The sequence below is a fragment of the Pseudoalteromonas sp. QJM3NY_12 genome, assembly GCF_056173165.1.
Genome location: NZ_CM149661.1, coordinates 1,695,659 through 1,721,107 on the forward strand (window position 1 = coordinate 1,695,659; position 25,449 = coordinate 1,721,107).

Annotated in this window: 24 protein-coding genes; 5 read left to right on the plus strand and 19 right to left on the minus strand. The window is 38.0% G+C overall.

The window, feature by feature from the left end:
* Nucleotides 1-179 precede the first annotated feature (179 nt).
* Genes AC0VZ5_RS07815 through AC0VZ5_RS07825 form a run of 3 tightly spaced genes read left to right on the plus strand, consistent with a single transcriptional unit; the run spans nucleotide 180 to nucleotide 2,288 of the window.
* Nucleotides 180-1,037 carry a 6-carboxytetrahydropterin synthase gene (locus AC0VZ5_RS07815; RefSeq protein ID WP_054200906.1) on the plus strand — a complete coding sequence of 286 codons (858 nt, stop codon included), beginning with the start codon at nucleotides 180-182 and terminating at the stop codon, nucleotides 1,035-1,037.
* Entirely contained in the window at nucleotides 1,030-1,848 is an 819-nt protein-coding gene (locus AC0VZ5_RS07820) for a M23 family metallopeptidase (RefSeq protein WP_054200907.1), read from the plus strand. The genes AC0VZ5_RS07815 and AC0VZ5_RS07820 overlap by 8 nt, the downstream gene beginning before the upstream one ends.
* A gap of 5 nt (nucleotides 1,849-1,853) precedes the next feature.
* The gene (locus tag AC0VZ5_RS07825; protein ID WP_008114650.1) at nucleotides 1,854-2,288 is read left to right on the plus strand and encodes an acyl-CoA thioesterase; all 435 of its coding nucleotides are present in this window, start codon (nucleotides 1,854-1,856) and stop codon (nucleotides 2,286-2,288) included.
* 198 nt (nucleotides 2,289-2,486) lie between these two features.
* On the opposite strand, the gene AC0VZ5_RS07830 is transcribed toward AC0VZ5_RS07825, so the two are convergent.
* From AC0VZ5_RS07830 to AC0VZ5_RS07880, 11 genes are all read right to left on the minus strand, one after another.
* Nucleotides 2,487-3,809, minus strand: coding sequence for a Na+/H+ antiporter family protein (locus tag AC0VZ5_RS07830; RefSeq protein WP_010389979.1), 1,323 nt, complete (start codon nucleotides 3,807-3,809; stop codon nucleotides 2,487-2,489).
* The gene (locus AC0VZ5_RS07835; RefSeq protein ID WP_475474742.1) at nucleotides 3,806-5,779 is read right to left on the minus strand and encodes a transglutaminase TgpA family protein; all 1,974 of its coding nucleotides are present in this window, start codon (nucleotides 5,777-5,779) and stop codon (nucleotides 3,806-3,808) included. The genes AC0VZ5_RS07830 and AC0VZ5_RS07835 overlap by 4 nt, the downstream gene beginning before the upstream one ends.
* A complete protein-coding gene (locus tag AC0VZ5_RS07840) occupies nucleotides 5,772-6,758 on the minus strand; it encodes a DUF58 domain-containing protein (protein ID WP_475472241.1) in 987 nt (328 codons plus the stop codon). The genes AC0VZ5_RS07835 and AC0VZ5_RS07840 overlap by 8 nt, the downstream gene beginning before the upstream one ends.
* A 4-nt stretch (nucleotides 6,759-6,762) precedes the next feature.
* A complete protein-coding gene (locus AC0VZ5_RS07845; RefSeq protein WP_475472243.1) occupies nucleotides 6,763-7,668 on the minus strand; it encodes an AAA family ATPase in 906 nt (301 codons plus the stop codon).
* Between the two features lie 8 nt (nucleotides 7,669-7,676).
* Entirely contained in the window at nucleotides 7,677-8,060 is a 384-nt protein-coding gene (locus AC0VZ5_RS07850) for a response regulator (protein WP_055012203.1), read from the minus strand.
* 262 nt (nucleotides 8,061-8,322) lie between these two features.
* Entirely contained in the window at nucleotides 8,323-8,601 is a 279-nt protein-coding gene (locus AC0VZ5_RS07855) for a DUF1090 domain-containing protein (RefSeq protein ID WP_475472245.1), read from the minus strand.
* A 140-nt stretch (nucleotides 8,602-8,741) separates the two neighbouring features.
* Nucleotides 8,742-9,710: an ATP-dependent 6-phosphofructokinase gene (locus AC0VZ5_RS07860; RefSeq protein WP_475472247.1), complete on the minus strand. Its 969-nt coding sequence runs from the start codon at nucleotides 9,708-9,710 to the stop codon at nucleotides 8,742-8,744.
* A 183-nt stretch (nucleotides 9,711-9,893) separates the two neighbouring features.
* Nucleotides 9,894-10,466 (minus strand): MiaE family protein, encoded by a 573-nt coding sequence (locus AC0VZ5_RS07865; RefSeq protein ID WP_198523169.1) that lies wholly within the window; start codon nucleotides 10,464-10,466, stop codon nucleotides 9,894-9,896.
* A 68-nt stretch (nucleotides 10,467-10,534) separates the two neighbouring features.
* A complete protein-coding gene (locus AC0VZ5_RS07870; RefSeq protein ID WP_475472249.1) occupies nucleotides 10,535-11,173 on the minus strand; it encodes a sulfotransferase in 639 nt (212 codons plus the stop codon).
* A 6-nt stretch (nucleotides 11,174-11,179) separates the two neighbouring features.
* Complete coding sequence (locus AC0VZ5_RS07875; RefSeq protein WP_475472251.1) at nucleotides 11,180-12,082, minus strand: hypothetical protein; 903 nt, start codon at nucleotides 12,080-12,082, stop codon at nucleotides 11,180-11,182.
* 6 nt (nucleotides 12,083-12,088) lie between these two features.
* Entirely contained in the window at nucleotides 12,089-12,457 is a 369-nt protein-coding gene (locus tag AC0VZ5_RS07880) for an MAPEG family protein (protein WP_138607320.1), read from the minus strand.
* 122 nt (nucleotides 12,458-12,579) lie between these two features.
* On the opposite strand from AC0VZ5_RS07880, the gene AC0VZ5_RS07885 reads away from it, so the two are divergent.
* Nucleotides 12,580-13,941 carry a DUF2254 domain-containing protein gene (locus AC0VZ5_RS07885; protein WP_138607322.1) on the plus strand — a complete coding sequence of 454 codons (1,362 nt, stop codon included), beginning with the start codon at nucleotides 12,580-12,582 and terminating at the stop codon, nucleotides 13,939-13,941.
* Here AC0VZ5_RS07885 and AC0VZ5_RS07890 read toward each other — a convergent pair.
* From AC0VZ5_RS07890 to ggt, 3 genes are all read right to left on the minus strand, one after another.
* Entirely contained in the window at nucleotides 13,938-14,648 is a 711-nt protein-coding gene (locus tag AC0VZ5_RS07890) for an SIMPL domain-containing protein (RefSeq protein WP_475472254.1), read from the minus strand. The two genes, AC0VZ5_RS07885 and AC0VZ5_RS07890, sit on opposite strands and share 4 nt — an antisense overlap.
* A gap of 108 nt (nucleotides 14,649-14,756) precedes the next feature.
* Nucleotides 14,757-16,451 (minus strand): NAD-dependent malic enzyme, encoded by a 1,695-nt coding sequence (locus tag AC0VZ5_RS07895; RefSeq protein WP_010389997.1) that lies wholly within the window; start codon nucleotides 16,449-16,451, stop codon nucleotides 14,757-14,759.
* 352 nt (nucleotides 16,452-16,803) lie between these two features.
* Nucleotides 16,804-18,582, minus strand: a complete 1,779-nt coding sequence (ggt, locus tag AC0VZ5_RS07900) for a gamma-glutamyltransferase (protein WP_138607326.1) — start codon at nucleotides 18,580-18,582, stop codon at nucleotides 16,804-16,806.
* Nucleotides 18,583-18,677: 95 nt separating this feature from the next.
* Here ggt and rrtA point away from each other — a divergent pair, with 95 nt between their 5' ends.
* Nucleotides 18,678-19,265 (plus strand): rhombosortase, encoded by a 588-nt coding sequence (gene rrtA / locus AC0VZ5_RS07905; protein ID WP_178956088.1) that lies wholly within the window; start codon nucleotides 18,678-18,680, stop codon nucleotides 19,263-19,265.
* A gap of 42 nt (nucleotides 19,266-19,307) precedes the next feature.
* Here the strand turns inward: rrtA and AC0VZ5_RS07910 are convergent, their stop codons facing one another.
* From AC0VZ5_RS07910 to AC0VZ5_RS07930, 5 genes are all read right to left on the minus strand, one after another.
* Nucleotides 19,308-21,809, minus strand: a complete 2,502-nt coding sequence (locus AC0VZ5_RS07910) for a S9 family peptidase (protein ID WP_475472257.1) — start codon at nucleotides 21,807-21,809, stop codon at nucleotides 19,308-19,310.
* 105 nt (nucleotides 21,810-21,914) lie between these two features.
* Entirely contained in the window at nucleotides 21,915-23,084 is a 1,170-nt protein-coding gene (locus AC0VZ5_RS07915) for an endonuclease/exonuclease/phosphatase family protein (RefSeq protein ID WP_464708703.1), read from the minus strand.
* The gene (locus AC0VZ5_RS07920) at nucleotides 23,084-24,013 is read right to left on the minus strand and encodes a YeiH family protein (RefSeq protein WP_464708702.1); all 930 of its coding nucleotides are present in this window, start codon (nucleotides 24,011-24,013) and stop codon (nucleotides 23,084-23,086) included. The genes AC0VZ5_RS07915 and AC0VZ5_RS07920 overlap by 1 nt, the downstream gene beginning before the upstream one ends.
* Nucleotides 24,014-24,017: 4 nt before the next feature.
* A complete protein-coding gene (locus AC0VZ5_RS07925) occupies nucleotides 24,018-24,242 on the minus strand; it encodes a DUF2798 domain-containing protein (RefSeq protein ID WP_075169227.1) in 225 nt (74 codons plus the stop codon).
* Between the two features lie 64 nt (nucleotides 24,243-24,306).
* Nucleotides 24,307-25,449: a 5-(carboxyamino)imidazole ribonucleotide synthase gene (locus AC0VZ5_RS07930; RefSeq protein ID WP_464708701.1), complete on the minus strand. Its 1,143-nt coding sequence runs from the start codon at nucleotides 25,447-25,449 to the stop codon at nucleotides 24,307-24,309.

A 25,449-nucleotide genomic window follows, 5' to 3' on the forward strand; every position in this document is an offset into this window, starting at 1 on the left:
TTAGAAATTGCCCCGTACTTTAGCGTACACTTGTACGCTAAACAACTCGGAGCAGTTAAAAAATGGTTTAATTATAAGCAATCAGTAAATGCAACTGATTTTAGTATGATTAAACCGCGCAATTACTAACAGAAATCATTATAATTGGGGCTGACTTTTAATCAGTTTAAAGGAAATTTATGACCCTTTTTGTTAACTCACTCACTGTGATTGATTTTTCTTACTTATGCAATAAACGCGGTGCAGTTGGCGAAAGTTGGATTGTTGATTTGACTTTACATGGCAAACTAAACGAAGAGTCTATGGTTTTAGACTTTGGCTTAGTTAAAAAGCAAATTAAAGGCATTATTGATGAGTGTATAGATCACCGTTTAGCTGTCCCTAACAACATAAACGGCAGCATCAACGAGTTTGCTGATCACAAAACATTAGATTGTACATTTGCTGATAACAAGCACCTTGCAATGAGTGCACCTCATCAAGCATATTGCTTAATAGATACTGATGAGATTAACGTTGAATCAGTAACAGAGTACTTAGTTGCCACAATACTGCCACAGCTTCCTGATAATATTGAAAAGATTGAGTTGGTGTTAAAGCCTGAGCACAATCAGAGCTTTTATTACCACTATAGCCATGGCCTTAAAAAGCATGATGGTAATTGCCAGCGTATTATTCATGGTCATCGCTCACAAATTGGTATAAGCCTTGGTGGTATTTCTATGCCTCGTTTGCAAAAACAGTGGGCTGATAAATGGCGTGATATTTACTTAGCAACTAGTGAAGATCAAATAAACGCCTCTGAATTAAAACATATCTCAGCTAAAAGTGATGATGTTTGTTTTGCGTATACTGCGGCGCAAGGTTACTTTGAAATGGCTATTAGTGAATCACGTTGCGACATTTTACCAATTGATACCACGGTAGAATGTATTGCTGACTACATTGCCAGCCAAGTGAAATTAGAGCACCCAGAAAAAGACGTTAAAATTACCGCCTATGAAGGTGTTGGAAAGGGGTCGATTAGTTATGCTTAAATCCTTATTAGTTTCTGCGTTAATTGTATCAACTAGCTTTAGTGCTATAGCGCTTGAGCTAAAAGGGCATTTAACTCAAGGCGGCCTAGTAACAGGGCAATTAGATAACGCTAAGTCGGTAAGCCTCAATGGTAAGTCGTTAAAACTTGCTGATAATGGGTTATTTGTATTTGGTTTTGGCCGTGATGCAAAACCTGTACATACATTAAGCTGGGTAGATAAAACCGGTAAAGGGCACAGCCAAGATTTAGTTATTACTCTTCGCGATTACGATATAGATAAAATTACCGGTGTTGCTAAAAAATACGTATCGCCGCCAAAAGCAGTAAGTGAACGTATAAGCCGTGAAGCGATCGCAGTACGAAAAGCACGGGCTGTTAACTCTGATTTAGAATACTTTTTACAGCCAGTACTTAGGCCTGCAAAAGGACGCATTTCAGGTGTTTATGGTAGCCAACGTTACTTTAATGGCGAACCTCGTAGGCCACACTTTGGTTTAGATATAGCAAACAAAACAGGTTCACCTGTGTATGCGCCGATCAGCGGAACCGTGGTATTTGCTGAACCAGATTTATATTACTCTGGTGGTACTTTGATTTTAGATCATGGGCATGGGGTTACTTCTACTTATATTCATTTAAGTAAGCTTGATGTAAAAGTAGGGCAGAAGATTGAACAAGGTACAAAGGTAGCTGAAATAGGTGCTACGGGCCGTGTAACTGGGCCGCATTTAGATTGGCGATTTAATTGGCAAGGTGAACGCCTTGACCCTGCATTATTAATGCAAGACACATTAGCTAACAAAAAGTAGAGATTATGACTCAAGTAGAGCGCGAAGCCATTATTGCGCAACGTATAAAAGATTCGACCACTTCGGTAACTAAAGCCGTATTTCCTGGGCGTACTAACCATCATAATACGCTATTTGGTGGTGACGCATTAGCATGGATGGATGAAGTTGCTTTTATAGCTGCCACCCGTTTTTGCCGTAAACCATTAGTAACTATTTCATCAGATAGAGTCGATTTTAAAGAAGCTATTCCTGCTGGTTCATTTGCTGAGTTGATATCAAAAGTATCGCATGTGGGGAATACCAGTTTAAAAGTGGATGTTGAAATATTCCTAGAAACTATGCACAAAGATAACAAGCACTCTGCTATTACAGGCAGCTTTACCTTTGTTGCTGTTGATGATAACCACAGGCCAACACCTGTCGTGTGTGACAAAATGCTGCATGGTTTTGAGTTATAACACCTAACAGGAAAAATAATATAAGCACCAATTATGGTGCTTATATTATTAACTATAAAGAACACATCATACTTTTTTTGACTAAGGGCCAACTTAGCAATTAAATAAAATAGAGAGTATTAGTTTATCAATGAGGAGGGCGTATTAAAGTAATAAATGAGACTAATAAAAAGGCGTGCAGTGCACACCTTTAAATAACTATAAAACCATAGCGGCTATCCAGCCAAACACCAATAACGGAATATTAAAGTGAATAAAGGTTGGCACAACCGAATCCCAAATGTGGTCGTGTTGTCCGTCAGCATTAAGTCCTGATGTTGGCCCTAGCGTAGAGTCAGAGGCAGGGGAGCCAGCATCGCCTAATGCGCCAGCAGTACCAACAAGCGCAGCGGTTGCCATTACTGAAAAGTTTAGCTCTAAACATAAAGGCACAAATAAAGTGGCAATTATTGGCACAGTTGAAAATGAACTACCAATGCCCATAGTTATAAATAAGCCGACCAATAAAATTACTGCGGCTGCTATGGGTTTATTACCGTCAAAAATGGCGGCGCTGCTATGGACTAGGCTAGCAACGTGTCCGGTTTCTTTCATTACAGCAGCAAAACCTTGCGCAGAAATCATAATAAAACCAATCATTGCCATCATGGCAACACCCTTACTAAATACGTCGCCGTTTTCTTCCCACTTAACCACACCAAATACACTAAATATAACCACCCCGACTAGGCCACCTAATATCATTGAGCCACTGGCATTTTGAGCGATCAGAGAAGCAAGCACGGCAAATAAACCAACCAGCATTACCTTTTTTGGATTTTCAACATCAGCTTGTTGGCTTTGAACTGTTAATGCTGTGCTTGTGTATTCGCGGCGTTTTCGATAACTAATAAATAGGGCAATCAACAAACCGACAAACATACCAATAGCTGGAATTATCATTGCTAAAGGGACACTGGTATTAACAATCTCAAGGCCATTATCAACTAGGTTTTTATGTAATATTGAGTATAAATAAATACCCCCAAAACCATACGGGAGCACCATATACGAGGTGGCTAAACCAAAGGTTAAAATACAAGCAATGGCACGTCTATCTAATCGCAGTTTATTAAACACAACAAGCAGCGGCGGGATCAAAATGGGAATAAAAGCGATATGCACCGGCACCAAGTTTTGAGAAGAGATAGCACAAATCAAAATAATAAACAGAATAAAGTAGCTTAATATGGTTTCACTAGAGCCTGTTTGAGCATTTACTTTAGCGAGTAACTTAGCGGCCAAAATACGCGTTAAGCCTGACTTAGAGATAGCGACGGCAAATGCACCTAGCATCGCATAGCTTAAAGCAATTTCGGCGCCTGATGATAAGCCAGAATTAAAAGCATCAATACTTTCTTTTAAGCCCATGCCTGCGGTTAATCCGGCAACAAGCGCACTTATTGTCATTGCAACAATCACATTTACGCGGACCAAAGTGAGTCCAAGCATTAAAATAACGCCTATAATAACTGCGTTCATAGATTTCTCTGTTTTATAGATTTAATTAATTTTATCAGATCTTTAGCCTGATTTTTACGTTCTTTGGTAAATGGTTGTCTCGCATAGCGCACTTGCTCAAATAAGTGACAAAAGGCGGTTATTTGTTGCTCTGCATAGGGGACTTGTTGACTAATGTGTTGTAATGTTTGAATAGGCGTAGCATTTTCAGGGTAGTTTATAGTGTGCTTATTAGCCCAACTGAGTATTTGATAATACTCTTTTACCAGCGGAGGTTGTTTTGTTGTTGCCTTGGGGCGGTTTATATAAATAAAATAAGCACTAAAACTTAAAATTAAAACAATAATAACCCCAAGCGGTACTAACCAAACATAAGTGTTACCAAATAGGGACGCTAATAAATCTTGTTGTTTATTTTTATCAAATCCCAGCACCCAACTAGACCATTGATAATCGAGGTTTTCTAATTCAAGGCGAAGCCAGTTTATGGCAGCATAATTACTTAAGCTAACTAAACCAAAATTAATATTATTTTTAAATTCATCATTTAATGCAGCACTTTGTGATAAAGAACCATTTAATCGTTCGGGCGCAACAACCGCTGTTGCATCAAATATTCTCCAGCCTGCATTAGTATATACCTCAACCCAAGCATGCGCATCGTATTGACGAACGGTAATATAGTCATTGTTTTGATTATGCTCTCCGCCTAAATATCCGCTTACTACCCGCGCTGGAACGCCAGCACTTCTAAAAATAAAGGCAGCTGCACTGGCATAATGACCACAAAAGCCACGTTTATTATTAAACATAAATTGATCAAGCGTATCATCACCGCGCATAGGTGTTGGCGTAAGAGTGTAACTGAAACTATTTTGCGAAAAATAATCTAGCAGTTTATTAAAAAGCTCATCAGCGTTAGCACTTCTGTTTTTTAACTGTTGCGCCAGTTGATAACTTTTTTGGTTATTACTCACCGTAAGCGTTTTATAAAAACGCTGCTCTATGTTGTTAAGTTTTTTACTAGATAATGGTTCAGTGCTAACAGAATATTGTAACACTTTGGATTTATATTGTTTTTTACGCAGCAAGCCGACTGAGTTGGAAACTACATTTTCATTGTTACTATTGGCATAGCCAAGCCCATATAACCAATCAGCCATTGCTGGCTCAGCAATTATTGAGTATTGAGTGGTATTTCCATTGCTGCTATTTTGGGTTGGCAACCTCATTGCTTGTTTTAAAAACGAAGATGTTTTCCAAGCGTTACCGTCAAATTCATCATGTACAATAGCGCGCCAATAATAAGGGGTAGAGGCTGAGTTATCATCAAACTTCGCTCTAAAAACCAATTCATCGGAGTTTGATAATTTTGCTATATCAAATGGGTCTACTTGTTCAGATAGGCCTGTTTGCGCCATTTTTGGCCCAGGTAATTGCCAAAATGCAGGGAGTTTTGGTAAAAATATTAAGAGTACAACTGCCAAAGGAAAAGCCAGAAATATTATTTTAGCACTTTGTTTTGATGATAGTTTTAAACTATGACTAGATTCGAGCAAACCCAGTACCGCAAAATTTAAAATATACAGTGTACTAATAATTAAAGTGGTAAAAATAGTTTGGCTAAACAAATACACTGCTGAAAGTGAGAAGAATGTGAGGGTGATGATCAATTGATAATGCTGCTTTGTTTTTGCCTGTAGTAATTTAAAAACGCATGACAGCAAAAGCATGGCAACAAACAGCACCACGGTATCTTTAAAGCCAATACTGCTGAGCATAATAATTAATGCTATTGCAGCGAGTCCGTTGGCCAGCCACGCATTGGGCTTTTGTTTGTATTTAAGGGTTAAATAAATATTCCAGCCACATAATATGCTAAGCATAATAATAAAGGGCAGGGGCAAGTGCTCTATAAAAAAGCTCACTAAACCTAAGTAAATAAATGATAGAGAAAAATTTATAACGCGTTGATTTTTTATCTCATTCATAATCAGCGCCTACATTACTTAAGGCTTGTAAGCAGCGTTGCAGATGAAGCTTACCTGATCCATTTTCTATGGATTTATTGGGCAATTTCATCGAGTAATTAATGTCGCTTTCAAACGCTTGGCATACTAGGTAACACAATTGCCCTAAGCGTTGCTCGGTATCGCCTGTCATTAAATTAAAGTCAAATTGTGTATCGGCAGATTTAAAATCACTAAATTGTTTTACTAATAATTGCTGAGTTTTTGCGTAGTGTTTCCACGAAACTCGCTGCAACCCCATTTCTGGCAAATGGGTAATTAAACTTTCAAATTCGTCATCGCCTTGGTGCTTTTCATTACCATCATCATTAGCAGTTATTTGGCTTAACTGTTTGTAATTTGGCGTTTTAATAATTGAAGGGTAAACATAAACGGTATGATCTGGTTGAATATAGCTCCATACACTCACCAAACCAAATGGATAATTACTGGCAATTTTTATTGGCTTTAGTAAATAGCGTCCGCGCTTTAAATAAGGCAATGGTAACTGGCATTGTATGGTATTGCCTTTAACACTCTCTATATAGCAGTCTTGTTCAAAATTATTGGGATAACTTAAGGTGATTGACTGACATGTGTCGTTTGATTTTATTTGCCACACTAACTGAGGTTGCTGTGGCGCATAACTCTCAATAGTATTCTTAAAGCTGACAGTTAACCCTTTTGCGTTGCTATAACCTAACAACAAGGCAAAAATAATAATCACAAACATTAAATACGCCATAAACAGTATTAAATTATTTTGATAATTAATTCCCATTACAAAATTTAATAGTGCAACAATCGTAAAATATACACCCAGTGTGGAAGGCAAAACATAAATAGTATTATGCGTTAACGTGATGCTATTTTTTTTGTGCTTATTTTTTAATAAGGTCGTTAAAATTGTACTTTTTATAGCATGAATAAAAGTAGGGCGTTTTAATTTTAAAATACCCATTGATCTAAACGGGCACTAAAACATGTTTTAAAATGTCTGCAATTTGGTTGTTGCCAGACTCACTATGCAAACCTAATCGATGCTGGCACACGCTAGAAAATACCGCTTTTACATCTTCAGGTAGAACAAAGTCTCGACCTTCAATATAGGCCCATGCCCTTGCTGACTTTGCCAGCGCCATACTGGCTCTTGGTGAAAGCGAAGCAGCTAACGATTGAGCCTCACGTGTGTAAGTCACTAATTCAATTATATAATCAATAACCGGAGCACTTAGCGTAATATTAGCTATAGATTCTTGTATCTGTTTAAGTTGTTGCTGGTTAATTCGCTCTGGTAATTGGGAGTAATCGCGCTTTTTATTGTTTAATAGTAATCTTTTTTCAGCGTTTTTAGGTGGAAAGCCTAAGCTTATACGCATCAAAAAACGATCTAATTGCGATTCTGGCAGCGGATAAGTTCCTGCTTGATATAAAGGGTTTTGAGTAGCAATAACAAAAAACGGAGTAGGGAGCGGGTACTTTTCTCCATCTACGGTCACTTGTTGTTCTTCCATGGCTTCTAATAACGCACTTTGGGTTTTAGGACCCGCACGATTTATTTCATCAGCAAGTACTACTTGGCTAAAAATTGGGCCTTTATGAAATGAAAAACTGTGTTCTTTATTATTAAAAATATTGGTACCAATAATATCAGCGGGTAATAAATCGCTAGTAAATTGAATACGCTGATACGATAAACCCAAAACAGCAGCTAATGCATGCGATAAAGTGGTTTTACCCATACCTGGTAAGTCTTCAATTAGTAAATGACCTTCACTAAACAAACAGGTTAATGCTAATTTTATTTGTTGTTGCTTGCCAAATATAACGGTAGATAGGTCATCAATAATAGTGGTAACTAGGTGCTGCATAATGTCCTTTAATCTATCAGTTCTAAACGTTTCATTACGGCATCAACTTTTTGCGCGTTGAAAGGCTTGGCAATAAATTCTTTTGCGCCAAGTTCCCAAGTATTTTGTACGGTCTCAAAACTATTATGGCCTGAGCACATAACCACATGAGCATATGGGTGCTCGTTATTAATCGACTCTAAAATTTCGATGCTTTCAGAATCAGGTAAATCAACATCTAAAAATATAACGTTGGGTGATTTTTCGCTAAGTAAGGGTTTAGCACAATCAAAATTATCACACTCAATAATGTCATCAAAACCTAAGCCGGCTAACACTTGGCTTAAATCAGCACGGATCTGTTTAACATCATCAATGATTAAAATAGGTTCGAGTGGGCGTACAAATTCCATATGAATACTTCAACATTTTTTACGGCTTGTGGTTTAATATTAAGCCAAGCATTAAGGAACCTCAAGGTGATAACTATGAATTACCGTAATAGTCGTTTAAATGCACCCAATGTCCGATACCGTCTAGTATTGGACTTAGCGAGCTTGAAGTTATTAAAATAGAGCACCGCACATACACTTAGATGCAACTACCTATAATTTATATTATGTTAAATAAGATAAGAGTATACTTTATCAAACCAACTATCGGCAATTAGGTCACTTATAAACACGGTATTTTAGCCCTTTTATCGCTTTGCTGATACTTTTCAACTTTGCCATGCTTACCTTGGCGCTTAGCTTTTTTAAGATCGATTTTATATTCTTCAATTTCTGAATTTGTATCATCTATTTTTTGTTGTAACTCTGCTTTTAATCCATCATTGGTACAATATGCGTTTATGTTATTAAGTGCTTTATTAAGACCTGCAACTTTGTGTGAATTACCTTGGTGTTTTGAAGCTAATAACTCGAGGTTAACTTCACAGGCTTTTTCGCACATCCCGTTAAATCTGCACAATCATCTTTGGCCAATACGACTGTTGAACCGGCTAATAAAAAACTTATTGTAATACCTTTAATAATTGTCATTTTATAATTTTTATTATCTCGCATTGTTCATTACTCCTACTTAATTAGTCGTTAGCGGCAAAATACAGATAACAGCCCTTGCAGCTCTTCATTTATAACATGTTGTTTTACAACATCTTGCATAGGAGTATTTGAAACTGTGTTATTTAAAATACCCACCATTTTAGCGCTTTCTCCAGCACATAAAACCTTAACACTGTGTACGCCTAATCTTATTGCTAGCATACGATCCGCAGCCGATGGGTTTCCGCCGCGCTGCAAGTGCCCTAGCTTGGTTACACGTAAATCTATACTTGGATTTACGGCAGTTATTTTTTCACATACATATTCAACACCATTTTCATCGCCCTCAGACACCACCACGATAAATGCGTGTTCGCTATGATAATCGCTAATCTTTAGCAATAAATCATCGATATCTTTGTCATTTTCAGGGATCAATACTGAATCGGCACCAGAGGTTAAACCGGCATAAGTGCCAATATATCCGGAATCACGCCCCATAACTTCAATAACAAACACCCTATTATGTGATTCTGCAGTATCTCTAATATTATCAATACATTGCATTGATGTGTTTACTGCCGTATCAAATCCTAAGGTGTAATCTGTGCCTGCAATATCGTTATCTATGGTGCCGGGAATGCCAATATAAGGGATATTGGTTATGTGTGATAACCATAAACAGCCTCTAAAAGAGCCATCGCCACCTATGACAATTAAGGCATCAATATTATTATGTTCAATTGTAGCTAAAGCTTGCTGTCTACCTGCCTCCGTTCTAAATCTTTCACTGCGTGCGGTTTTTAAAACGGTACCACCCAAGTGCATACTCTGTTGCAGGTTTTTACAATCAAGTGTCACTAAATCATTATCAATTAAACCCTCATATCCTTTTCGAACTCCTGACACTTTTATGCCTTGTTGTTGAGCGGTTTTTACGATGGCAAATAAAGCGGTGTTCATTCCCGGAGCATCACCTCCAGAGGTAAGCACGGCAATATGATGAATTGGTTGCATCGGTTCACGTCCTTAAAGCAAGCTATACATTAAAATGATAATAGCTGTTTATTGTTAGGCAGTGTTAACTAAGTGCAGTTAAGTTGATCTAGTTATGCGTTATTAAACAATATTTTTCATAACAATAGAGGGAAGTATTTATATTGGCATGCTAACTTGCTATCAACATGCCGTGGTTAACTATTAATGTAGAGCAGCAGTAAACGGTATATTTTTACAAATTTCTGCTTCTATTGTTAATAACTCTTCTAAACGATCATCAACTTCTTGTTTATCAAAGTATTCGTAAGCAAGTTCAACAAATAGATTTTTATGTTTTTCTTCTGACTTGGCTATCGCAACATAAAAATCTTTTTCTTTTCCTTCAGGTAAAGCTTCAGCAACTAAAGAAAAACGTTCGTGTCCCCTCGCCTCAATTACACCGCCAACAAGTAGCCTGTCCATTAAAAAACCATCGCGACCATGTCTAAAGTGTGCGCGAATTTGTTTAATGTAAGGGTCTTTTTTATCGTCACCTAAATTAGTATCACGCTCAATGAGTAATTTCAGCACTTGCTTGAAATGAATTAACTCTTCTAAGGCTAAGTCAGTCATGGCTTTAACTAATTTACGCTTATCAGGGTAATGTGAAAGCATAGACATAGCCATGCCCGATGCTTTTTTTTCAGCAGCAGCATGGTCTTGTAAAAAAGTTTCAAAGTCGGCTAAAACAACTTCGGTCCATTCAAATGGCGTGTGGTATTTTAATTCAAACATATGGATACAACTTATAAAATAATGCGTGGATTTTAGCGTATTTAAAAATAAAAATCTTTGCTCGCGGTTTAAATTTGTCTCTCATAAGGTAAAAATTTATCTATCCGCCCTTTCGCTGTCGATTCAATTTTTAATGGATGTTTTATATCATTCCACGCAGTGACCTTACCCCCCATATTCATTTTTTCAAAACCATTCAACTCAGAGGTAATATTTAAAAAATCACAAAGCTGACTAAAACTGTTAGGGTTGGCAATATCTATCGCTAAAAAATCATGTTCTCGATTACTAAAATAAGCCTTAGCATTATTAATGTGTACGTTATAACAATCAGTTAAATACTGATCGTTATTTATATTATCCAGTGAAAAATCTTTAAATGTATTTAAATAACAGCGCTTTAAATGAATATTAAAGCCACCATCTGCACGGGTTAAATTAGTGTGCATTCGCTGTAAAAGCTGTCTTATTGATGGTATCCATGCAGTAAGCTCTCGCTCTAAATATATAAATTTTGCGCCAGGATAGTATTTATCTAATACTTTAAAATCGTTAAATATGGGGGTGTCTGCAATTGCGACCGCATTATCAAAACAGGCGGTAGTGTATGCAGTATGAGCAGCAGGTATACCCAAATGTAAAAATGCATTGCATACACTGGTGGTACCGGTTCGCGGTAAGCCAATAATAAATATTTTTTGTTTCATGGGGTTTTACATGTCTTTTTCTGAAAACCAAAGTGAAGTATTCTCAAGTGGTGTTAGTAAGGGTAAGTTTTTGTTTTCTAATCTAATAATAATCTTATTTTTGATATCTGCGTGCTCAATGGCACTGCGATAATACGCATTAAATAAGCGGTCAAACTCACCGTTATTACGCATAATTGCGAGCCCTTTTTCAACAGCTTGTGCAATTTCTGGGTTGTCTTTGCTAAAAAAGAAGTAAATGGCGGTTGGATATTGCAACATTAAATGTGGTACTACGGTTAAGTTTTCACCAGCATCATCTTTAAACGTATTTAGCTCCATTTCAACCTCAAGCAACGAACGAGGAAATACATCGCCCCTGCCTTTAATTAACATATTAAACAAAGAGCTGTATTCAATTGATGTTACTACAGGTAAACCGCTATCTAATAATATTTGTGTATCAGGCCAATCATGTCCCTGTATAAAATGTACTTGTTTGAAATCGCTCAGACTATTCATGCTTGAAAAACTATTGAGCTTATTTTGTGTGGTTACCAATAAGCGCCACCCGTATAAACCTTTAAAAATAGGCACTCTTACGGGCAATAGCTCTTTTTCTCGCTGCTGTGAAGTCATAGTCCATGCAACGTTGACTTCATCATTATGTATAATTTGTTTTAATGAGCGGCTTTGAGGCATAGAAATACTCGATGCTTTTAATGTATATTTTGCGCCGCTGTATTGTAAGGCCGTTCTCAATAAAACTAACGGATAAAGAACTTCATCTTCACCAACTCGCATCGTTTTTGGATAAATATAATTTAAACAATCAATACTTTGATTGCTATTGTCATTTTCTATTGCCCATACAAATGACGCCAACGAAGTGGCAAAACATAAGCTTATAAAAACAATAGCGAATCGCATCTTTATTTATCGACTTAACAATAAAATTAAGGAACTTACAAAAAGAATAGCAAAAGTCATCATCATACTTAATACACGTGCTTTTAGATTGTTAGTACTAATAGCTGAGCCATGAAGTGCACGGCTTATAAATAGCAAACCGCCAAGTGCATGCATATAATGACTTGCTAAGCCTTGATACTCTAATAAGAACAGTAAAATTAGGCTAATTGGTACATACTCAATAAAATTCCCATGAGCTCGAGTTGCACGTTCAAGCTCAGGATGACTCCCATTACCAAGTGAAATGCCTTCAGACTTGCGTATTTTTACAACATTAATACTCAGGTATATATAATATAGTGCCAGTAAAGCCGCATAACTCGATATAATCACAGTATTTTTCCATTTAATTTTTAAGCAATAATAACACATAACTTAAGCTGTAAAATCACTTACTTTAGTATCAAATATGCTAGAGTGATTTATAGATTGGTATCGTAATAAGTAAGGATAATATGTATTTAAGAACAAAAATAACCAATAGCTACCGCGAAATAATTAACAGTATTGGGTTTTATCCCTCATTATTATCTGTTGCTTTTTTATTTTTTGCCGTACTGACAATGTCAGTCGAGTACTTAGCCCCCATCGAAAAACTTAAATCACTAATTTCATTTATATTAGTTGATAGCGCAGAAAACGCACGTACCATTTTAAGCACCCTCGCTGGCAGCATTATTTCGTTAACCGTATTTAGTTTTTCTATGGTGATGGTGGTATTAAATTCAGCCAGTGCTAGCTTATCCCCCCGAGTTGTTCCTGGGCTCATTACCCGTAAATCACACCAAATGGTATTAGGGTTTTATTTGGGTAGTATTATTTATTCAATAATAATGCTGATAAATATCAACAAACTCGATAATGGTAATACCGCGATTCCCTCACTTGGCGTATTGTTTGCGCTTGTTTTTGGGTTAATATCTTTAGGATTATTTGTATTTTTTATTCATTCTATTTCAAAAGCAATACAAGTAGATAACGTATTAAATGGCTTGTTTAGGCAAACAAAAAAAGAAATTCAAGACATTATCAATATGCAAGACGAAAACCCCGTTGATAACTTTCCCGAGTTTTCAAACTGGCATTCAATAAACAGTACAACCGAGGGTTACTACAAAGGGGTTCATTCTAATAAATTATGTGCCCTACTAGCAGATGAAAATATTGAGCTGTTTATTACGGTTAAGCAAGGTTATTTTACAGTTAAAGGTTACCCGTTTTTAAAGTGTAATAAGGACATATCTGAGAACGAAGAGTTAATTGAGAAAATTTTAGACTGTTTTATTTTTTATATAGAAGAATACATTAGCGACCATTACCGCTATGGGTTAACACAAATATCAGAAATTGCCGTAAAAGCTATGAGCCCAGGAATAAACGATCCGGGTACTGCCGTTAAATCTATTGATATGCTCAGTATATTATTAATAGAACGACTAAAGATTAATGCAATAAATTATTCATGCTATCAAAAAGATGAGCAACCATTGTTGTACTTTCATGAAACCAGTTTTGATGAACTGCTTCATGATAACTTCACCCCTTTACGCAATTATGCAAAAGCCGATGCCTATGTAATGACTAACGTTATTGAAGCATTTAAAAATATTTTATTTATTGCTAATGAGAATGTGGATGCACGAAACAGTGTGTTTAATTATTTAAATGCCATTGTTGATGATATTAATCAGCACATAGTTAACGAATACGATCGTCAAGAGATTAGTAATATGCTGTATGCCATTGTGCGTATTAGTGAATCACAAGGAAAGCAGTTGGTGGCACGATTTGAGCGCCACCCATCTATAAGCGCTTAATCAATATAATAAATTGCGTAACTTGATGCGCTTATTGTAATTTCACCAGCATGATATGCATCGGGTACATAGTTACTCGGTGCACCATCAGCCATCATTACTTTTTCACTGCGCATGTAAGGTACTGATGGCATATCAAGCGGACTTAAAGACGCACTATATAAGCCTTTCAATTCAACATCAAAATCAGCACTTAACTCTTTTGCCGCTGCTTTAGCTTGTTTAATAGCTAATTTTTGTGCTTTTTTGTGCAGCTCATCATAGTTGCTCGCTAAAAACTGCGTTTGTCTAATTTCATTAATACCGTTATTAACTAAACTTTGTAAAAGCTCAGGGTATTTATTAATCGCTGAGAGTTTAATTGTAAGCGTTCTGGATACTTTAAACCCGGTAAACTCTTGCTTACCTGTTTCGCGGTTATATTGATTATCACGATAGATTGAGATTTGACCAGCATTAATATCTGCATCAGCTACGCCTAGTTTTTTTACTAAACTAATTGCACTGGCCATCGTAGTATCAGTTTGTTTTTTTGCGGCAATTAAGTTTTTATCTATTTCCGTAATACCCACTGTTAATAAAACATGATCTGGCATAGTCGTTACCGATGCTTCACCTTTTACATAGATATGAGGCTCTTCTGGGGCATTACTTGCATAGGCTGACGTGCTTAGCAAAGCAGCCGTTAAAAGCGAAAGTGTTTTCATAAGTCTATCCTTTTAAGTTTTATTGCCTTAGTTAACACCTTATGTGGTTAATTGCAGATGAACAAGCATAAAAAAACAGGCAAAAGCCTGTTTTTTAGTAATGAAGCATTAAATGCTGCAACGCTTGTAGTTACGATACTTTGGTAACCAGTAGTTTCTGTCGATGGCTGCCCACAGAGCATCATCTGAAATCTCAAGGGCAACGCCCTCTTCAATTGCTTTTTTCGCGACTGCAAATGCAATGCGTTTACTTAATGTTTCAATTTCTGTTAGCGCAGGTAATAAGCTACCTTTGCCCGTATTAGCTAATGGTGATGACTCTGCCAACATTTCACTCGACATTATTAGCATCGCATCGGTAATACGCGTTGCTTTAGCAGCAATTACACCTAAGCCAATACCTGGGAAAATGTAGCTGTTATTACATTGGGGAATTGGGTAAGTAACGCCGTTATAAACAACAGGCTCAAATGGACTACCTGTAGCTACAATCGCTTTACCATCAGTCCATTTAATAACATCTTCTGGGTAAGCTTCTACTTGTTTAGATGGATTACTTAACGGGAAAATAATAGGTGCTTCACAGTTTGCGTGCATAGCGCGAATAACTTGCTCAGTGAATAAGCCCGGTTGACCTGATACACCAATTAAAATATCTGGTTCTGCACAGTGCATTACATCTAATAATGACGCGTATTCGCCGCTGTAAGTCCAATCGGCTAGGCAGCTCGTTGGTTGCGCTAACATTTGTTGGAAGTCGCGTAAGCCTTCCATGCCATCAGTTAATAAACCAAAACGGTCAACCATAAATACTTGGCTGCGAGCTTGTGCTTCACTGATACCTTCGGCCACCATAGTGCTAACAATTTGTTCAGCAATACCACAGCCTGCAGATCCTGCGCCTACAAACACAACTTTTTGAGTCGATAGTTTAGCGCCTTTAACACGACAAGCTGCTAATAAAGACCCCACAGTAACCGATGCAGTACCTTGAATGTCATCATTAAAGCTACAAATTTCATTACGGTAACGCTTTAATAATGGCATAGCATTTGGTTGTGCAAAGTCTTCAAATTGCAGTAACACGCTTGGCCAACGACGCTTAACCGCTTTAATGAATAAATCTAAAAACTCATCGTACTCATCTTGCGCAATACGCTTATGGCGTGCACCCATGTACATTGGGTCGTTTAATAGTTTTTCGTTATTCGTGCCTACATCAAGCATAACCGGTAATGTATACGCTGGGCTAATACCACCACAGGCGGTATATAAAGAGAGCTTACCAATTGGAATACCCATACCGCCAATACCTTGGTCACCTAAACCTAAAATACGTTCGCCATCGGTAACCACGATAACTTTAACTTTACCTTTAGTGGCATTACGTAAAATATCGTCGATTTGGAAACGATCTTCATAGGAAATAAACAAACCACGTGCACTGCGGTAAATATCAGAAAATTTTTCACAGGCATCACCCACAGTTGGGGTGTAAATAATAGGCATCATTTCTTCAATATGATCACGCACTAAACGATAGTAAAGCGTTTCGTTATTGTCTTGAATAGCGCGTAAATAAATGTGCTTATTTAAATTGTCATTAAAACTTGAGTATTGTTGGTAACAACGCTCAACTTGTTCTTCTATTGTTTCGTAACGAGGAGGAAGTAAACCTGCAAGATTAAAGTTTTCACGTTCTTTTTGGCTAAAAGCACTTCCTTTATTCAATAATGGGGTTTCAATTAGGCCTGGGCCAGAATAAGGAATATAAAGATAATTAGGATCGGTATTTGTAGTCATATTTCCAAGCTTTACTGAATCTTAAATAATGATCTGCCATTATCATTGTTAAAGGCTAAATTGCAATGACATTTAAGCTTGTCAGACCATTGAAAATGTTCAAATACAAGCGCTACTTTAGTATAAAGCCTCTCATATTTGGTGAATATGTTAGCTGCCGATTGTGGATTTAAAAATTAAACGCACATTAAACAAACGATTTATTTTTAATGGTAACAACACTGACGGCTATTTTTAGGTTTGCTAATTTTTTACGTTAGTTAACATGCTATTTTCACTCAAATAGTTATTAACTATTAATCTGTTATATTTAAAACAGCAGGCAGCAACCCTGCTGTTTATTATACATGGTTTAAAATTTAAATGAGGCTTTATTATTACTTAAATCAGATAACGCCATCCCTTCTCTGCGCGGATCGGCGGCGCCATACAAGCGGTTGTTTTTAACTTCTACCGCATGCAGCCCTGAGTTTAAGTCAATAACACGTACATCATGGCCGCGCTTTTTAAGCTTAGGTACAAGCGCTTCAAGTTCAGTGCCTTTTTCAAGGCTAGTATAATCATTACGATTAGTTGTACGCGGTAAATTAATGGCTTGTTGTGCATTTAAATCCCAATCTAAAACGCCAATAACAACTTGCGCTACATAATCAATAATACGACTCCCACCAGGAGAGCCCACCACTAAACGTAAGCTGCCATCTTGGTTAAATACCATCACCGGTGACATTGAGCTACGCGGGCGTTTATGCGCTTCGACCCTATTGGCCACTAATTTGCCATTTTTACGTGGCGAAAGTGAAAAATCAGTCAACTGATTATTTAAAATATAACCATTTACCATCACTGTTGAGCCAAACGCCATTTCAATAGAGCTGGTCATTGAAACAGCATTGCCTTTGCTATCCACAATTGATACATGCGAGGTAGAGGGCAATTCAAAAGAATCATCATTTGCATAGCTTAAGTAATCAACAGGGTTGCCTGGCAATGCTTTTTGATCTTTTTCAGTAATTAATTTTGCGCGGGTGGCAATATAGTCTTTATTTAATAACTCTTGAGTAGGTACTTGGGTAAAGTCAGGATCGCCAATGTATTTATTACGATCGGCAAACGCAATACGTGACGCTTGGCTAAAGTAATGAATTGCCTCTGCGCTATTGGCTTTAATGTTTGCCATGTTTTTGTGTTCAAGCAAGCCTAAAATTTGTAGTACTGAGATACCGCCACTACTTGGCGGCGCCATAGAGCAAACATTATAAACTCGGTATTTTATACAAACGGGTGCACGCTCTTTACTGCTGTAATTAGCAAGATCTTGCTCAGATAATTTACCAGGCGCAATTTTTGACTGCTGTACTGCTTTTACCATAGCTTTGGCATTATCGCCTTTATAAAACGCATCTATCCCTTTTGAAGCAATGTCTTTATATAAATTAGCTAATGGCTGATTTTTTTTAATACTGCCGACTTCAATTACTTTGCCATTAGGAAAAAAATACTCATTAATCACCGGCATACTCATTACGCCTGGGTTTAATTGTCTAACCAGTAAACCATGTAACCGAGGCGATACTTCAAACCCTTGTTCAGCAAGTTTAATCGCAGGTTCAAATAAGCTAGCCCAAGGTAAAGAACCGTACTGTTTATGGGCGCTGGCAAATGCATGTAAAATACCGGGTACGCCTACAGAGCGTCCACCTACAACCGCTTCAATCCATTTTACTGCGTTGCCGTGTTTATTTAAAAACAGGTTTTCATCGGCATTACTCGGCGCGGTTTCACGGCCATCAAAGCTGGTGAGTTTATTATTCGCTTTATTGTAATACATCATAAAGGTACCACCGCCAATACCTGATGATTGCGGCTCAACTAATGTAAGTACTAATTGGGTGGCAATAGCGGCATCAACCGCACTGCCGCCTTGCGCTAAAATGGCTTTACCAGCTTGTGAAGCATACGGGTTAGCGGCGGCTACCATGTACTTATCGCCAGCCACTAATTTCTTATGTACAACACCTGTGGCCGCTTCAGGTTCACGTGTTTCAATTGTGCTAGCGTTTTGTGCAAACAAAGGAAAAGACAAGGCACTTAGAGTCAGTGCGAATAAACAGTTGAGCTTAAAATTCATAATCACTTAATAAACTTAAATTGCATGGAAGATAATTGGCATCTTAAAGTTAAACAGGCACAATATGCAAAAATAAATATAAAAATGATCGCTAAATGCTTAATTTACCTCTTCAGCCGCGCTATGTTTTCCCTCCCTTATGTTTAATCGTATTAAGTACGTTCTTAGCATGGCTGGGGATAAACAACGAACTTGAATTTAATCGTCAACTGATTGAACAAGGCCAACTGTGGCGTTTGTTTACCAGCCAATTTGTACACGCCAATTGGGTGCACTTAGGGCTGAATTGTGCCGGTATAGCGCTTATTTGGTTATTGCATGGTGAGTATACTTCGCCAAGCAGATATAGTTTTAATATTGCCACATTGGCTATGTGGTGTGGCTTAGGTGTTTTTTGGTTTTGTCCCGCAATTACAATTTACACAGGGCTTAGTGCCCTATTGCATGGCGTGATCATTTGGGGAGCCATAAAAGATGTCACTGTTGGACTTAAATCAGGTTATGTGTTGTTTATTGGTGTTTGGGTAAAATTAATTGCAGAGCAAATAAATGGCCCTAGTGCTGATATAGGCGCATTGATCAACTCAACGGTGGCCGTTGATGCTCATTTAATTGGCGCGATTGGCGGCGCATTGTTGGGCGTTCCTTTAATTATTAAATTAATCAGCAAAAATAAAGAATAAAAAAACGCCACATTGTGGCGTTTTTTACTAATTTACCGCTATTTATAGTGTTTCTTTAAACAACTTATAAATACGACGGTATTCGTCTAACCAGCTCGAAGGCTGCACAAAACCATGCGGCTCTACTGGGAAGATTGCTGTTTCAAAGTTTTCTTTCTCAAGTTCTATTAAACGCTGCACTAAACGCACTGAATCTTGAAAGAACACATTATCATCAACCATAGGCGCATTAATTAATAAATGCTTTTTAAGCCCTTCAGCATAGTAAATAGGTGAACTACGCTCATAAGCTATTGGGTCAACATCTGGGTGATTCAAAATGTTAGCGGTATAGCCTGTGTTGTAATGTGCCCAATCAGTCACAGGGCGAAGCGCCGCTCCTGATTGAAACAAATCTGGCGCAGTAAATAACGCCATAAAGGTCATAAATCCGCCGTATGAACCACCGTAAGTACCAACCGCTTGAGTATCAACGTTGGCATTTTCAGCCATCCATTTTACGCCATCTGCTAAATCTTGTGTTTCAGGTGTTCCCATTTGACGGTAAATAGCAGTACGCCAATCACGGCCATAACCTTTAGAAGCACGGTAATCCATATCCATCACTACATAACCTTCATCGGCAAGTAATGAATGGAACATAAATTCGCGAAAGTAACCAGACCAACCCATGTGTGAATTTTGCAGGTAACCGGCACCATGGTTAAAAATAACCGCTTTACGGTTTTTACCTGTTTCACCTTCTTGGTAATCAGCTGGGTAATAAACTTTGGCGTATATTGGCTGATCTGTATGGCTTGAAGGCACAGCAACAATTTTAGGCGCCGTTAGTTTTTTAGCTAAGAACGCGTCAGATACCGTGTTAGTTAAACGAGTTGCGGTTGTGTTTGCTTTAGCCTCAGCTACATAAAGTTCAGTCGGCATGGTAATTTTAGAGTGTTTTAATAATAACTTAGACTGATCAGGGCTTAAGGTGTAATCTGTCATGCCATTTAAGTCTGTTACTTGCTCGCTATCACCTGTTTGTGGGTTTACACGGTAAATTTCGTAAAGACCTGGATGCTCAACATTCGCTTTATAATAGATAGCACTATTGTCATCAGCGAGGGTTAAATTAGATACTTCAAATTTACCCATGGTTAGCGCAGTCGCTTTACCATCAAGTGGCTTTTTATAAAGCTGACTATAGCCCGACTCTTCTGATAAATAATACAGAGTATTGGAATCATTTAACCAACCAAAGTCGTTAAACGCATACGCAATCCATGCGTCGTCATGTAGTCGATGTTGAGAAACAAGTTTGTTATTTTCAAAATCTACAGTAGCTAACCAACGATCTTTGTTATCCCATGCTTCAAGCATAATCGCTACTTGGCTACCATCATCGTTCCAGCTGATCGGTGATTGATTCCAACCCCAATCTGAAATAACGTTTATACCACGAGGTTGTTTTTTAGATTTATAGGTTTTACCTTCACGGGCGAAGTTTTCTTTTTTAACCTCAGCAAGTACATCTTCATCAAAACCAGGTAAGGTGTTAAACCCTAATGTGGTTTGGCTTTGATCTGCAAGGTTAATATAAACAAGCTCTGAGGTTTGCTCTTTAGAATCAGCTACGCGACGACGAACTTTTTTAGGCTCTATCGTCGCATCATCAGTAATGTAATTAGGCATAATATCGCCTTCACCACGCCATGAACTTTTTTCTTGTACTACAACAATTAATGCATCACCGTTTGGAGAAAGCTCGGCTTCATCAACCGTGTTGCCATCGCCTAAATAATAATAGGTATTAGCAATTGAGCTGTTATTAGCTTTTACTTGCTCTTTACGTGCATGCTTGTCTTGTTTATTTTTGTGCTGTAGTGCAATGTAATCAATAAGCTTATGTTGCTCTTTGGCGATATAAGTTGATGGTTCTTTTACGCCTTGTGGTTTATCAGCCAGTTTTAAGTTGGCAATTTCACGAGTTAAACCTGTGGTTAAATCTACTTTAAAAAAGATATTACCCTGACGATACGCTAAGTTACCGTCGTTTAAAAATTGTGGTTTTGACTCTGTCGCAGAACTTTGCGTAATTTGTTTAATTGCGCCTGATCTTACGTTTTTGATAAATACATTACCCTCAAACACATAAGCTTGAAGTGATTTATCGTTTGAAAAAACAGCTTTACTTGAACCAACACTGTGTAATTTTTCTAGTGCCACTTGCTCTGCTGTTTGTGAGTTTACAGCTTGAGCGAATAAATCTCTTAGCTCACTACCTTGCTGCTTACGCGCGTAAATGATGGTACTTGAATCTGCACTCCAAAAAGCGCTTTGCGGTTGGCGTCCAATCCAATCAGGGTGAGCCATCGCTTGTTCAAGGGTAATTTTTGATTCGCCCAAATCTGCGGGCGTGTTTACAACACTAGCAACGGTGGTATTTGTTTGAATAGATGAGTCAGTAGAAGTTGTAGCGGTTGCTGTACAACCCGCTAACATAACACTTGATGCAACAGCGATTGCAACAAGTGTTTTAGAAGATGAGAATTTAAAAATCATAGTGCTTCTTGACGGTTATTATAATTAACCATATTTAAGCAGAAGCACCTTTATAATTGCAATTATTTAAGATAAACAACGCTGATATCGGGGTGAGTAACCCGTTTATTCAACCGTTAAATCAAGCCAGACTAATCGGTGGTCGCTTGATGCATTTCTATCTTTAATTAAACGATATAATTCGCTTTGTTTTTTCGGCCAAAAAACTCCACCATCTTTTATGGTTAAGCCATAATTTGAAGGGAGTACGTAATCAACGCGTGCTTGCCAATTAGCGGTATAGTTTTTAGCATAAGCTTGCGGGTATTGCTCTTTTGCGCCCTCACTGGTTGGAATAAAACCGGCGTTAATCAATGGGCTTTTAAGTATTTGATCTGTAGTATTAGTACGCTTTTTATCACCTTCAGGTGCGGCATTTAGATCACCTAAAATCACAAATCGCGACTTTGCTGCAAGCCCACCCTTTTTACCATTATCATCATAAAGGTAACTTTCGTTATTAACGTAATCGGCAATAAGCCTAATTTCATCATGGTTACGAATACCGTTTCTGTCTTCTTCGCCATCAAACACAGGTGGTGTTGGGTGCGACGCTAGCATATGGACTACTTTATCGTTTACTTTTACGGGTATGTCCCAAAAAGATTTAGAGCTTAAACGTAAAGTATTCCACTCTTCATCGTTATACCAATTGGTATTAGTTTTTGGGTCAACCGGCATTTGTACATTAGGTAAATCTTTGTGCTTAAAGGTTTGCAGGGTTCTGATGTTGTCAAAATCAATCGGGTAGCGAGATAAAAACGCCATTGCGTAATGGCCTTCAAAAAAACCAAAGCCCTGTGCATCACCCATTACCCCAGTTTTTTTGCCGTTATTGTCTAAGTCAAACTCAGTTGCTAAGCCGGTATTAACGGGGGCAATGTAAACGTATGGGTAATCAATTGCTGCTTGATTATTTTGCCCTACATTTAAATAATGGCTTTTAAAATACTCGATACCTTGCTCTTTTGGAATGTAGTCAAACTCATTGAGTAGTACTACATCTGGGCGGACGCGCTGGATTATTTCAGCAATATTTTTAATTTGCTGGTGGTTTGAACGCAGTGCATTTACCAGTGCATCACTTTTTACTTGTTCATTTCTAGCGGTGTAATTAGTGGCATCCATACTGACATTAAAGGTTGCTACGCGTAGCGATTCAGCCAATACAGGGCTGCTAGAAAAAACAGCAAATAACACACTACTGATTGCTGTAATACTAAGATTACGTTTCATTATATGAATCCATCTATAATTAATAATAAAATTGTGCTGCTGACTATAACCCACAAAGTAATTGCCATCAAAAATGGCTTTATACCTGCTTGCTTAAGAACCGATAGTGACAAACCACTGCCAATTAAAAACAGTGTAACCACTAATAATTGCTTAGCTGCACTATTAATAAGTTCCCATGTCGATGAAAACGACGGCATATAAGTATTTATTAATGCGGCTAATAAAAAGCCCACAATAAATAAAGGAATACTTGCCTTTTCATCAGAGCGCATGAACACTCCCGCAACCGCTGTATAAGGAATGATCCACATCGCACGGGTCAATTTTACCGTAGTGGCAATACTCAGTGCCACAGCACCATAAGTAGCCGATGCCCCTACTACGCTGCTAGTATCGTGAATGGCTAATGCGGCCCACAAACCAAATTGCTGTTGGGTTAACTCAAAATAATGCCCAATTGCGGGAAATAATAATAATCCCACGCCATTAAGTAAAAATACAATCCCTAAGGCAACAGCGACTTCGTGATCTTTAGCTTTTATAACCGGTGCCATAGCGGCAATGGCGCTGCCACCGCAAATAGCGGTACCAAATGAAATTAGCACGCCTGTATTACGATTAAGCTTAAAAACTTGGGTTAAAATCTCTCCAAACCCGATTATGGCAGTAATACTAACAATTGTTAATACTAAAGAGCTGCGTCCTACCTCAATTACTTCATTAAAATCAACAGCAAAGCCTAAGCCCACAACGGCAAGCTTAAGCATCACTTTACTGGCCTGTTGAGAAAGCTCACTAAACGGGTTGCCTAAGGTAATAGCAAATATAGCGCCTAAAACCAATGCACTTCCAGCACCTAAAAAAGGAGTCATACACAAAGCGAGTAAGAGTATAAATATTGGCTTATGCAATTTAGTGATAGTCATCACTTTAAGGCCGAATAAGTTTATTTGTCAGTTTATGTACGACGGGAGCAACAAATATAACTGTAGGAAAAGCAATGCAAAAGGCAAATAACCAGGCTTTAAGCCATATAGCTACAATATTTTCGACCATTCCTACATTAAAAATTGAAATAACAAACGACATAAAGCCTGACATGAAAAGTGCCATAAAAAAAGCGAACACAATAGTACGAAACTTTGGGTGGATCATTGAAAAGAAACCTTTAGAAGGTAAAGCGATAAATTGAATTCAACTTACCGCTTGATTTTTTAACTTATAATAGCGATTTGCTAGTAGCTAATACGCCTGGGTAATCCTGCTCTGGCAAGCATGATGTAAGTTCAGCTAGGCGGTTACCTAATTGCTGTAAACTCTCACCCGAAACATTAATATGCCCCATTTTACGACCGGGCTTAACGCCTTTACCATACCAGTGACTGGTTACATCCGCCGTTTTTAAAACATCAGCAGGAATATGTGCTTGGCCTAATACATTGATCATAGCAGTAGGTTGCTTAATTTGCGTATTACCCAAAGGTAACCCTGCAACAGCACGCATATGGTTTTCAAATTGCGAGCAGTGAGCACCTTGCTGTGTCCAGTGTCCTGAGTTATGCACTCGAGGAGCTATTTCGTTAACTAATAACGTACCCTGTACATCAAAAAACTCTATGGCCAATACACCTACATAATCAAGTTCTTGTGCTATACGTGTAAATGCCGAGGTTGCTTGGCTCTCTACTAAACTATTATCTTTACCGGCTAGTGAAAGGGTTAACACACCGTTTGTATGTTGATTTTCTGTAAGTGGATAAATTGCAACGTTACCCTCTTTGTCCCGCGCGCCAATAATAGAGACTTCACGATCAAACGGGATCATTTTCTCAGCAATAATTGAATGAGGTGCATGCTCTGTACCTGAGGCAATAAAGTCAGCCATTTCAGCCCAAATAGTGTCTATTTCATCATCAGATTTTAAACGCCATTGGCCTTTGCCGTCATACCCAGCTTGGCAGGTTTTTATAACTAACGGCTTACCTAATATTTTAGCTGCTTGTTCAAGATGCGCTTTTTCAGTAATAAGTTGGTATGGTGCACAAGCTACTTCGGTTTTATCTAACAAGGCTTTTTCAAGCGAACGGTCACCACCGGTTTTTATTGCTTGTTTACCTGGATAAAACTTATTGCTATTGCAGCAAAGCGTTAATACATCATCGGGAATATGCTCAAACTCAGCGGTAATCGCATCTGCATCATTGATAGCTTGCTCAAGTGTGGTTGCATACACTTGGTTGGTTAGCGGGTGCACAATTTTTTGGCTGCCAACATCATAAGCAATCACATTTAAATTAAGCGGTGCGCCAGCAAGGCTCATCATTCGCGCAAGCTGCCCAGCACCTAAAATTAATATAGTCAT

Bases quoted from the DNA above. Each gene is read 5' to 3' on its own strand.
- AC0VZ5_RS07835 (WP_475474742.1), bottom strand. From the start codon at position 5,779: ATGAATGAGATAAAAAATCAACGCGTTATAAATTTTTCTCTATCATTT.
- ggt (WP_138607326.1), bottom strand. From the start codon at position 18,582: ATGAATTTTAAGCTCAACTGTTTATTCGCACTGACTCTAAGTGCCTTG.
- AC0VZ5_RS07850 (WP_055012203.1), bottom strand. From the start codon at position 8,060: ATGGAATTTGTACGCCCACTCGAACCTATTTTAATCATTGATGATGTT.
- AC0VZ5_RS07915 (WP_464708703.1), bottom strand. From the start codon at position 23,084: ATGAAACGTAATCTTAGTATTACAGCAATCAGTAGTGTGTTATTTGCT.
- AC0VZ5_RS07890 (WP_475472254.1), bottom strand. From the start codon at position 14,648: ATGAAAACACTTTCGCTTTTAACGGCTGCTTTGCTAAGCACGTCAGCC.
- AC0VZ5_RS07815 (WP_054200906.1), top strand. From the start codon at position 180: ATGACCCTTTTTGTTAACTCACTCACTGTGATTGATTTTTCTTACTTA.
- AC0VZ5_RS07910 (WP_475472257.1), bottom strand. From the start codon at position 21,809: ATGATTTTTAAATTCTCATCTTCTAAAACACTTGTTGCAATCGCTGTT.
- AC0VZ5_RS07855 (WP_475472245.1), bottom strand. From the start codon at position 8,601: ATGTGCGAAAAAGCCTGTGAAGTTAACCTCGAGTTATTAGCTTCAAAA.
- AC0VZ5_RS07885 (WP_138607322.1), top strand. From the start codon at position 12,580: ATGTATTTAAGAACAAAAATAACCAATAGCTACCGCGAAATAATTAAC.
- AC0VZ5_RS07825 (WP_008114650.1), top strand. From the start codon at position 1,854: ATGACTCAAGTAGAGCGCGAAGCCATTATTGCGCAACGTATAAAAGAT.
- AC0VZ5_RS07845 (WP_475472243.1), bottom strand. From the start codon at position 7,668: ATGCAGCACCTAGTTACCACTATTATTGATGACCTATCTACCGTTATA.
- AC0VZ5_RS07925 (WP_075169227.1), bottom strand. From the start codon at position 24,242: ATGATCCACCCAAAGTTTCGTACTATTGTGTTCGCTTTTTTTATGGCA.
- AC0VZ5_RS07865 (WP_198523169.1), bottom strand. From the start codon at position 10,466: ATGTTTGAATTAAAATACCACACGCCATTTGAATGGACCGAAGTTGTT.
- AC0VZ5_RS07820 (WP_054200907.1), top strand. From the start codon at position 1,030: ATGCTTAAATCCTTATTAGTTTCTGCGTTAATTGTATCAACTAGCTTT.
- AC0VZ5_RS07860 (WP_475472247.1), bottom strand. From the start codon at position 9,710: ATGCAACCAATTCATCATATTGCCGTGCTTACCTCTGGAGGTGATGCT.
- AC0VZ5_RS07870 (WP_475472249.1), bottom strand. From the start codon at position 11,173: ATGAAACAAAAAATATTTATTATTGGCTTACCGCGAACCGGTACCACC.
- AC0VZ5_RS07840 (WP_475472241.1), bottom strand. From the start codon at position 6,758: ATGGGTATTTTAAAATTAAAACGCCCTACTTTTATTCATGCTATAAAA.
- AC0VZ5_RS07830 (WP_010389979.1), bottom strand. From the start codon at position 3,809: ATGAACGCAGTTATTATAGGCGTTATTTTAATGCTTGGACTCACTTTG.
- AC0VZ5_RS07930 (WP_464708701.1), bottom strand. From the start codon at position 25,449: ATGACTATATTAATTTTAGGTGCTGGGCAGCTTGCGCGAATGATGAGC.
- rrtA (WP_178956088.1), top strand. From the start codon at position 18,678: ATGCTTAATTTACCTCTTCAGCCGCGCTATGTTTTCCCTCCCTTATGT.
- AC0VZ5_RS07895 (WP_010389997.1), bottom strand. From the start codon at position 16,451: ATGACTACAAATACCGATCCTAATTATCTTTATATTCCTTATTCTGGC.
- AC0VZ5_RS07875 (WP_475472251.1), bottom strand. From the start codon at position 12,082: ATGCGATTCGCTATTGTTTTTATAAGCTTATGTTTTGCCACTTCGTTG.
- AC0VZ5_RS07920 (WP_464708702.1), bottom strand. From the start codon at position 24,013: ATGACTATCACTAAATTGCATAAGCCAATATTTATACTCTTACTCGCT.